8 protein-coding genes and 1 pseudogene are annotated in these 8,559 nt (G+C 64.6%); 3 read left to right on the top strand and 6 right to left on the bottom strand.

What is annotated here, in order from left to right:
* The 5 genes and pseudogenes from HUV06_RS12670 to HUV06_RS12650 form a co-directional block, all read right to left on the bottom strand.
* Positions 1-244, bottom strand: a pseudogene (locus HUV06_RS12670) (transposase zinc-binding domain-containing protein); the annotation flags it as partial.
* A gap of 15 nt (positions 245-259) precedes the next feature.
* Positions 260-1,126, bottom strand: a complete 867-nt coding sequence (locus HUV06_RS12665; protein ID WP_174301624.1) for a site-specific integrase — start codon at positions 1,124-1,126, stop codon at positions 260-262.
* 365 nt (positions 1,127-1,491) lie between these two features.
* A complete protein-coding gene (locus HUV06_RS12660) occupies positions 1,492-2,532 on the bottom strand; it encodes a hypothetical protein (RefSeq protein WP_174301623.1) in 1,041 nt (346 codons plus the stop codon).
* A gap of 188 nt (positions 2,533-2,720) precedes the next feature.
* Positions 2,721-3,005 (bottom strand): hypothetical protein, encoded by a 285-nt coding sequence (locus HUV06_RS12655; RefSeq protein WP_174301622.1) that lies wholly within the window; start codon positions 3,003-3,005, stop codon positions 2,721-2,723.
* On the bottom strand, positions 3,002-3,937 hold the full coding sequence (locus HUV06_RS12650; protein ID WP_174301621.1) for a hypothetical protein: 936 nt from the start codon (positions 3,935-3,937) through the stop codon (positions 3,002-3,004). Before HUV06_RS12650 ends, HUV06_RS12655 begins: the two co-directional genes overlap by 4 nt.
* A gap of 639 nt (positions 3,938-4,576) precedes the next feature.
* Between HUV06_RS12650 and HUV06_RS12645 the strand changes: the two genes are divergently transcribed.
* Entirely contained in the window at positions 4,577-5,203 is a 627-nt protein-coding gene (locus tag HUV06_RS12645) for a tyrosine-type recombinase/integrase (RefSeq protein ID WP_174301620.1), read from the top strand.
* A 391-nt stretch (positions 5,204-5,594) separates the two neighbouring features.
* Positions 5,595-6,290 carry a hypothetical protein gene (locus tag HUV06_RS12640; protein WP_174301619.1) on the top strand — a complete coding sequence of 232 codons (696 nt, stop codon included), beginning with the start codon at positions 5,595-5,597 and terminating at the stop codon, positions 6,288-6,290.
* A 239-nt stretch (positions 6,291-6,529) separates the two neighbouring features.
* Here the strand turns inward: HUV06_RS12640 and HUV06_RS12635 are convergent, their stop codons facing one another.
* Positions 6,530-7,432: an SDR family oxidoreductase gene (locus tag HUV06_RS12635; protein ID WP_174301618.1), complete on the bottom strand. Its 903-nt coding sequence runs from the start codon at positions 7,430-7,432 to the stop codon at positions 6,530-6,532.
* Between the two features lie 97 nt (positions 7,433-7,529).
* Between HUV06_RS12635 and HUV06_RS12630 the strand changes: the two genes are divergently transcribed.
* Complete coding sequence (locus tag HUV06_RS12630) at positions 7,530-8,498, top strand: helix-turn-helix transcriptional regulator (RefSeq protein ID WP_174301617.1); 969 nt, start codon at positions 7,530-7,532, stop codon at positions 8,496-8,498.
* Positions 8,499-8,559: the final 61 nt, after the last annotated feature.

Below are 8,559 nucleotides of genomic sequence, written 5' to 3'. Positions count from 1 at the left end.
CCCTGGCATTTCGGACAATGTCGGTTACGGCAGGAGTTGTAGGCGATCTGGACGTGAGCGCAGTCCTCGCAGCGCTCGACGTGCCCGCCGAGCTCCGCCGTGCGGCAGGCCTCGATCGCCGAAACGAAGTACGGCGAAGCCACATGGCCTTCAGCTGGTCCAGGCTGATATGGCCGGCATGGTCTCGTCGCCAGGCTGGCCCATGGGCGCGGAAGACGTCGGCGACCTCCAGAACCGGGCGCAACGGCCCGGCCCACCGTCATGCCGGCGTCGGTCTCAACCCCAGCAGATCTAGAGGGCTGGCGATGCCGTCCAAGGTCTTCGCCGCCACGTGGGTGTAGACCGCCGTTTTCTCCAGCTTCTTTTGGCCGAGCAGGACCTGGATGGCGCGTATGTCCATCCGCTGCTCCAGCAGGTGGGTGGCGAAGCAGTGCCGCAGCGTATGCAGGCAAACCGGCTTGGCGATCCCGGCGCGTCTGGCGGCCACGTGAAAAGCGCAGTTGAGCGAGCGGGGCGTCACATGCTCGAACTCGCTCAGCCGGTTGGGGAACAGCCACACCGCAGGCCGGGCCGTCTTCCACCAGTCCCGCAGCATCGCCAGCAGCTGGGGTGAGAGCAGCGCGTCCCGATCACGCCGCCCCTTGCCCTGCTCAACCCGGATCCGCATGCGCTCGCTGTGGATGTCGCAAAGCTTCAGCGCCACCACCTCCGACGCCCGCAGCCCTGCCCCAAAGGCGACGCTGAGCGCGGTGCGCCACTTCAGCCCCGGCGCCGCTTCCAGCAGGCGCGCCACCTCCTGGGCGCTCAGCACGGTAGGCAGCCGCTGCGGCTCGCGCGCCATGAGGATGTAGTCCAGCGCCTCTGGCCGACCCAGCGTCACGCGGAAGAAGAACCGAAGCCCCACCATGGCGCCGTTGACGCTGCCCGGCGCCAGACCGCTCTCCACCAGGTGCAGGCGGAACGTCCGCACATCCTCGAACGTCAGCTTCGAGGGCTTCTTGTTGCAGTACCGGCAGCAGGCGCGAACCGATCGGATGTAGACCTGCTGCGTCCCCTCACTGAGGTTGCGCACGGTCATATCTTCAAGCATTCTGCGGCGTAGCGGGTGCATGACCTCTTCCGTCATCACTCGTCTCCTGTCTTGGAGAGGACGTGGCCCATCCACGTTCCTCTTTAGACAGGAGGCTCCCGCTCCCCATCTACACTGGCCGAATACTCCTACCGCGCGAGCGGTTTAGCACTCGGGCGCTCTGTTTCGGCGAAGGGAGGCCAGAACAGGCGGCTTGACGCCGCTTCAGCGGACGCCTGCGATGGTGAAACGTCCATCGAAGAGGAGGTTCCGCCCGTGATCAAGCGAGCCTTATCGGCGCCAAGCCGGAAGATGACATCGCCTGTCTCGTGGGATCGCCCATGCGCTTAAGCGCGGCGCAGGCCGCGAAGGGGGCGAGCGCCGCCACGGGCAGGCCCCTCCTGCCGACAGGCCGTCGCTCGCTATCGGCCCGCCTTGAAGGCGGCGATCTGCTCGCGAGTGATGTCCAGGTAGAGCGACCCGAACTCGGTGGAGGGCTCGATGTCCTTGCTGATATCGGGCGAGGGCTGCTCATGGCGCTTCCATTCGTTGAAGCCGTTGAGGAATACTGTCCGCGGCCCCGCCCTGCGCGCCCGCCTCCACTCCTCGCGAAAGGTGGCACCGCCGGCGCGACCAGGCGAACCGGACCCTCTCCAGGCCGCGACCACCGTCATGCAATCCGCCACCCCGTCCACGCCCGCCAAAGTCTGGGCGCCCCGGTCCTCCCAGCTCCAATAGCCGTAGCGGCTGAGCAGCCTCGGCCCGAGCAGGGACGGTTGTTGGGTCAGGAACCCGGTCATGTAGCGGACGGTGAAGCGGGGATCGCGCCATGGCGGCAGCCCGTGCGGGTAGGCGGACGGCGTGTCGGCGTAGACCAGCAGCAGCGGCTTGCCGTCGAGATGCTCCATCAGCGGGGCGGAGCGTGGGTTGGCGACGAACTGCGCGTGCACCTGGTCGGCCTTGTCCTGCAGGGCTCCGTTCGTCACCGCCGCATGGTCCTGCGGAAAGCCGATGAAGATGCTGATGTTGGGCCGCGTCGGCAGCGTCGCGTAGGTTTCCGCCAGGGCCAAGGCGGCGCGCTCGATGGACAGCGTGGTGTGGTCGCCCTGTCCGGTGCGGTTGTCGGTGTGGATGTTGTTGGACCAGTCCAGAAAGATGTAGTCGACGCCCGCTCCGACGAGCATCTGCGCGTGCTTGCGCACGATCTCCTGATTGTCGGAGGCGTAGTAGCCCAGCGAGGGATGGCCCCAGGGGCGTTGCGGCTCAGGCTTGCCGGCCCAGTCGGCGTCATAGTGCCAGAGCTCGTACGGGACGGCGACGCGGCGCGCGTTCGGCGGCGCCGGGCGAAGTCCCTGCGGAAGCGGGGTGGTGAAAACATCGTCCGCCATCACCGCCGAGGGTGCGAGCGCGGCCGCCGTGGCGCCGACGAAGGCGCGCCGGCCGATATCAAAGGAGTGTGCCATCGAGGTCTCTATAGCTGCGCGCCCGAACGCGAGTTATGATGGAGCCAGTCCGCACGCCCAGCCTCTATGATGCGGCTTCCATAGACAGCCCGCGACGGTGCAGGCTGCGGGCCCTTTCCCAATCTCATAGCGGACGAGGCCAACCGTCGAGGTGAGTGGCTAGCGGTCGTCCTTGTCGCGCTGAGCCGTCACTGAACGAGATCGTAGCCGAGCAACGCTTCCATGCGGCCTTCGCCATCGCAGTCCGGACGATTGGCTGCAAAATCTGAATGTTCGGCCTCTGCGTAGCACTGGTAAAGCGGCTGAGTATTGAATTCCTGGCCGCTATAGACCCAGCCCGCCGTGCGCAGACGCTGGTAGGCGTGCACCTCGCAGAACCCCTTCTTTGCGATAAGGTGATCAGGATGTCCCGGACGGGCGCTGACGCAATCCTCCAGTTCCGAAGACGCTTGGCCGGTCGGCGCAGCCGTCATAAGGTATCCGGACTGGGCTTCAAGCTTGTAAGCGCCCCCGTTGCCTGGAACGGCGGCCGTCGTTGACAATGGTCGTGCAGGGCCACGTCATACCAGCGAGCGAGCAGCACGCCCACCTGCGGAGACACGGGGGCATTGGACATCGACACCGTGACGTCGCGGAATATGAGATATTTCTCATCACCCCCCTGGTTGGGCTGCAAATAAGCATAGACCAACATCCAGCTGTTCGAGAGCTGATTGGCGCCGGTCTTGGCGTCCAGGATGACCGGATAGAAGATCAGCTCCGATGGGGCCGGTCGCTTCCAGTCTCCCGGATCAACGGCGAGGATAGGCTCGGCCAAGGGCGTCAGCGTCGTGTGGTCGCGGCTCAGGAACAGCCCCAGTCCGCCGCGCACCCAGCCCGTCAGCACTTCCTGACCTGTGATGGTCCAGCCGGCCGCACTCACGCCTGAGCCACCCATCAGGCGTGTCGCCTGCCCGCCTAGTCCGGGCTGATCCCACTGGCCTTGGAAGAACTTCCGCCAGCGTCTAGGACCAGGGTCGGACGCAGGCGCGCGGGCGACGATCAAGGCGCCGTCTCTTGGACGAAAGCAATAGGCGTAGAAGTACTGATCCTGTCCTTTGATCACGGTGCAATCGCCTTCGCCCGTATTCTTGCTGGCGGCCGGCGCGTCTGAGCCGGTGATAATCTGGCCGAGACTGCTCCAGGTCAGGCCGTAGTCATCCGAGGTGGCGATCGATATGGATTTATGGGTCTGGCCAACCTGATATTTGCAGGCCGTTTCATCGTGCACGAACCCGATGACCTTGGCGCCGTCAAGCTCAGCGTGATTCAGGCACTGGCCGCAGGAGTCGTAGGTTCCGGGCTGACCTGCGCGGAGCACGGTCCGCTCTGCACCGCCCATGTCCCACCGGAGATCGACCGCCAATGGCCCGCGTATCATTGTGGGCCTCAAAGCCGCGGAAGCCGCCGCCGGGAAGCTGGATTTCGGTGAAGCGATTGTCGGCTATGTCCGCGGCCGGACCGCGAACGACGCGGGGCAGCCCAACCCGAATCCTGATGCAGGTATCGCAGGGCTGGCCTTTGGCCGCAGGGGGCTCCGGCAAGACGCCTGCGAAACTCCAGCTCACATCTAAGACAAACAGAACTGCAGCTAGCGATGCGGATAGCTGTATCGCGCGACGGCAGCTCGGTGTCTTCACCGCCACGCTCCTCTTTCATAGCAATCCTTCGCAACCGATTTCTTGCTAGCGCGCAAAAGTGCAATCCTGTCGAGCATCCGGTTGTTAGCGCTAGCCTGGCGGGAGTTTCGGGTCGTCGGTCCGCATTGGCCTTCGTCCTGAAATTAGCCGTCCGGGGTGGTCCGCTGTTGGCTTACCCGGGATGTCCGCTCCACCTTCAATCGGCGATGTCGCGAGCATGTCGGAGCGTCCCTGAGGGCTCTGGAATGTCGTGTGTCGGGCAGAAGGTCGGAGTCTGTTCAGGGCGCGAAGCTCAGGTCAGGTGCCTGGTCGAGGCAGCCGTGAGACGCTGGCCTTGGAGGAAGAAGTCCTCCGAGGAGCAAGCTATGACACAGCGCGATCTGTTCCGTTCGACCCCGCGGCCCTGGAACTGCGGGCGCATCATCGGGCCCAAACCGCCGTTCAAGGCAAAGCATGTCTGGGCTATCCGCCAGCAGCTGAAGGTGGCCGGGCGCATCCGCGATCTCGCGCTCTTCGACTGCGGCATCGACGCCAAGCTGCGGGGCTGCGACCTCGTCAAGTTCCGGGTCAGCGACGTGGCGCCAGGTGGCTCTTTGCGAGCAAGAGCGACGGTGATCCAGCAGAAGACCGGCCGGCCTGTGCCGTTCGAGATCACCGACACCACGCGCGACGCCCTCTCGGCCTGGCTGAAGCTACGCGGGCCGCGGCAGGACGACTGGCTTTTTCCGAGCCGCACCCGAGCCGGCGAGCACATGAGCACCCGCCACTACGCCCGGCTCGTCCAGGAGTGGGTCGTCCTTATCGATCTCGAACCGAAGGCGTACGGCACCCACAGTCTGCGTCGGACGAAGGTCGCCATGCTGTACAAGAAGACGGGCAACCTGCGCGCCTGCCAGCTGCTGCTCGGCCATCGCAAACTGGAAAGTACTGTGCGCTACCTCGGTGTCGAGGTTGACGACGCCCTCGCCATGTCCGAGCAGGTCGATCTCTGACGCTACCGCCCGCGGCCTGCACGGTCGCGGGCCTTCTTCCAACAAGCGGACGACACGAACCCGTGCTTTGGGTGGGGAGCGGACCAAGGCTCTGGCGTTTCGAGGGCCGGAAGCTACGATGAAACCATGGCGCGACTCCTCTGGCTTCTTCTGAGCGCGATGATGCTCTCAGCCTTCGTAGCGCGGGCGAACGCCTACTGCCCTCCCGCGGTTGATTACTCCGTGCGCGGCGAGTTTAAGCGGGCGGATTACGTGGGCGTCGTTCGGGTTGTAGGTGTCACGTGGTTAGACGAACAGAGGCGGCCGACGAGGCTCACGGGCAATTTGATGCTCGGCGCGACCCCCCGGTGGTTTCGATCCTTACAGTGGCGCTGATTACAACGTCGTGCCAGTGCATACGTTTAAGGGCGACCCCTCTAAGCCTCTGGTTATCTTCAGCGAAAACACTGAAGCGCGAACCCCACTCAAGATCGGTTCTCGATACCTCGTGTTTCTGGAGCGCCAGTCCGTAGCTGATGAGGATCGGCGCGCAGGCGATCTCATGATCGATCACTGCGGTAATTCGGCATTAATGAGCAATGCTGGAGCCGCGCTGTCGACCATACGGCATGCAGCCGACTATAACCAGCTTGAGGCATTCTTGCGCGAATATACCAATGTGCCTAAGTTGTCGCGAGACGGTCTCGGATATACGGCGGCCTTCATTGACCTGAATGGCGATGGAACATCTGAGGCGCTCGTCCGGCTTTCCGGCAATGTTTGGTGCGGATCGGGCGGCTGCACCTCCCTGGTGCTTAGCCGAGAAGGTCGCAGTTACCGGGTCATCTCCAAGATCACGATCACCCAGTTACCGATCCGGGTGCTCCAAACGAGTCACCATGGCTGGCGTGATCTTGGCGTGACCGTTGCGGGCGGCGGCATCGGGCCGAGCTATGAGGCCGCTCTTGCCTTCGATGGCCACACCTACCGAGGTAATCCGAGCGTGCCGCCCGCGAAGATGCTGACCGAAGTCACGGGACGCATCCTGATCGGAGAAGACGAGACGGTGCGCAAGCTGGTGGCAACGCCAGCCGGGGCCTCCAACTGAGCCTACGCCAATGTCCGACATGGGTCGACCACTGCCGATCACCTTGCTCCAGAAACTCTCCGTCCGGCTATGTCCGCTTCAGCGCTTAGCCGCAATGCACGATCTACCTTCAACTTCGGACATTTAGAACTAGCCCGGCAGGCTCCGGGGGGCCTTCTGAGCGTCGCGTTTCTGTCGAAAAGCTCTCGGCCGCTTTGGGCGCGTAGCACCATCCGGCACACTCCGTCAGAGCTGGTCAGTTAGATGTCAGCTGGCGTCGCGTGAGTCATTGCAGCTAGATCGGCGAGCAAATCGGGACCCTTTGGCTCCCACCCTAGCCGTTCGCGTGTCCAGGCGTTCGACGCGGTCATATCAAGGCCTGCGAAGGGCGCCATCCAGCCGAAATAACGCTCGACCTCGTCCGCCGCGACCGAGCGGACCGGCAGTCCTGTCCCTGCGCCAATCGCCTCAGCGATGGTGCGAGCGGTGACGCCCTCCTCGACTGACGCGTTATATCGCGCGCCCGGCTCGCCCCTCTCCAAGGCCAGAACGTAGAGCTTCGCCACGTCAATCACGTGTGCCGCGGACCAGCGTGTCTGCCCGTTGCCGAGATATGCGATTGCCCCGGCACGGCGCGCCTCGGCGATCAGGGGCGTGATCAACCCGGCCTTGGTGGTGTCGTGCACTTGGGGCAGTCGAATGGTGCGCACGTCGATGCGTCGCGCGATCAGCGCCGCGCCGGCGAGTTCGGTTGCGATACGCGGATTGGCGTGGCGCGGATTGAGTACATCCTCGGTCGCCGGACCACCGTTCAGCGGCGTGCCGATACCGACGCCCGAGGTGATTAGGATCGGCTTCTGAGTCCCTTCCAGCGCCTCGCCCATCGCGGCAATGTTGCGCTCGTCCTTCTTAGTGTTCTCGAAGAAGGTCACGAAGTTGTGGTCGAACGCACAGTGGATCACCGCGTCGGCCAAGGCCGCGCCGCTGGCGAGCGTCTCAGGCTGTTCCAAGTCTCCGCGGTGAACTTCGACACCGGCCGCCTCGAGCTGCTTGGCGCCGGCGTCGGAGCGCGTCAGGCCGAGCACCTGATGACCGCGATCGAGTAGCTCGGGAATGACGTGCGAGCCGATGAAGCCGGTCGCGCCGGTCAGGAAAACACGCATGGGACTACTCCTGTCAGTCGAGACGCCCGTATCGCAAGCTGAGCAAGCCTGTAAAAGTGGGGACTGTATCAAGGTATAGTGAGCAACAGGATCGGTCATGGCGACAGAGGCTCCCAACGCGCTCGGCACGTATCTTCGGGATCGTCGCACCCGGCTCGATCCGGCGGCGTTCGGCTTCGCCGGCGGGCGTCGCCGCACACCGGGGCTGCGGCGTGAGGAGGTGGCGAGCCGCGCCAACATCAGCCCAACCTGGTACACTTGGCTGGAGCAGGGCCGCGGCGGGGCGCCGTCGGCCGACGTGCTCGATCGCATCGCCAAGGGGCTGATGCTGACCGAACCCGAGCGCGAGCACCTCTACATGCTCGGCCTCGGCCGCCCTCCAGAGGCGCGCTACCAGCCGGTCGACGGTATCACCCCGCGGCTGCAGCGCGTGCTCGACGGGATGCCGCTCAGCCCCGCAATCATCAAGACCGCTACATGGGAAGTTGTAGGCTGGAACCGGGCGGCGACGGCGCTGCTGACCGACTACTCAAAGCTGCCTCGCGAGGGGCGCAACATCCTGCGCCTGATGTTCGGCAGCGATCACGTTCGCGCCCGGAACGCGGACTGGAACAGTGTCGCTCGCTTCGTTGTCGGCGCGTTCCGGGCGGACGTGGCGCGCGCGGGCGCGACCACCAGCGCCGAGGTCAAGAAGCTGGTCACCGAACTCTGCCGCATCGGCCCCGAGTTCGAAGCGCTGTGGCAGGACAATGACGTGGTCGCCCATGGAGAGGGAGTGAAGCGTATCCACCACCCCGAGGCGGGATTGCTGGCGCTGGAGTTCTCCTCCTTCGCGGTGGAAGGACGGCCCGAGCTCGGCATGATCGTCTACAACCCCGCTTCGCCTGCCGACGCCGAGCGCCTCCGCGCGCTCATCGCCCGCGGCGAACTAGTGACGGTCGCCATTCAGCGCCGTCGCGCGCCGTCTAGAAATCGATCGTCGCTTAGACGCGTCGGACTCAAGCGCGATTTACCTCCAGGTCGAGACAATGGTCGTAGCAGAGGGTCGTTATACCGGGCGTCCTAAATACTGACCTGCGCCCATTGGCGGGTTCCGATGGAGGTGATGACCTCCGGCTTGGCGATGA

The sequence above is a fragment of the Caulobacter sp. S45 genome, assembly GCF_903642205.1.
Classification (GTDB): Bacteria; Pseudomonadota; Alphaproteobacteria; order Caulobacterales; family Caulobacteraceae; genus CAHJWH01.
Note: the sequence above shows the minus strand (reverse complement) of the source record. Positions and strands in the feature narration are given on the sequence as shown.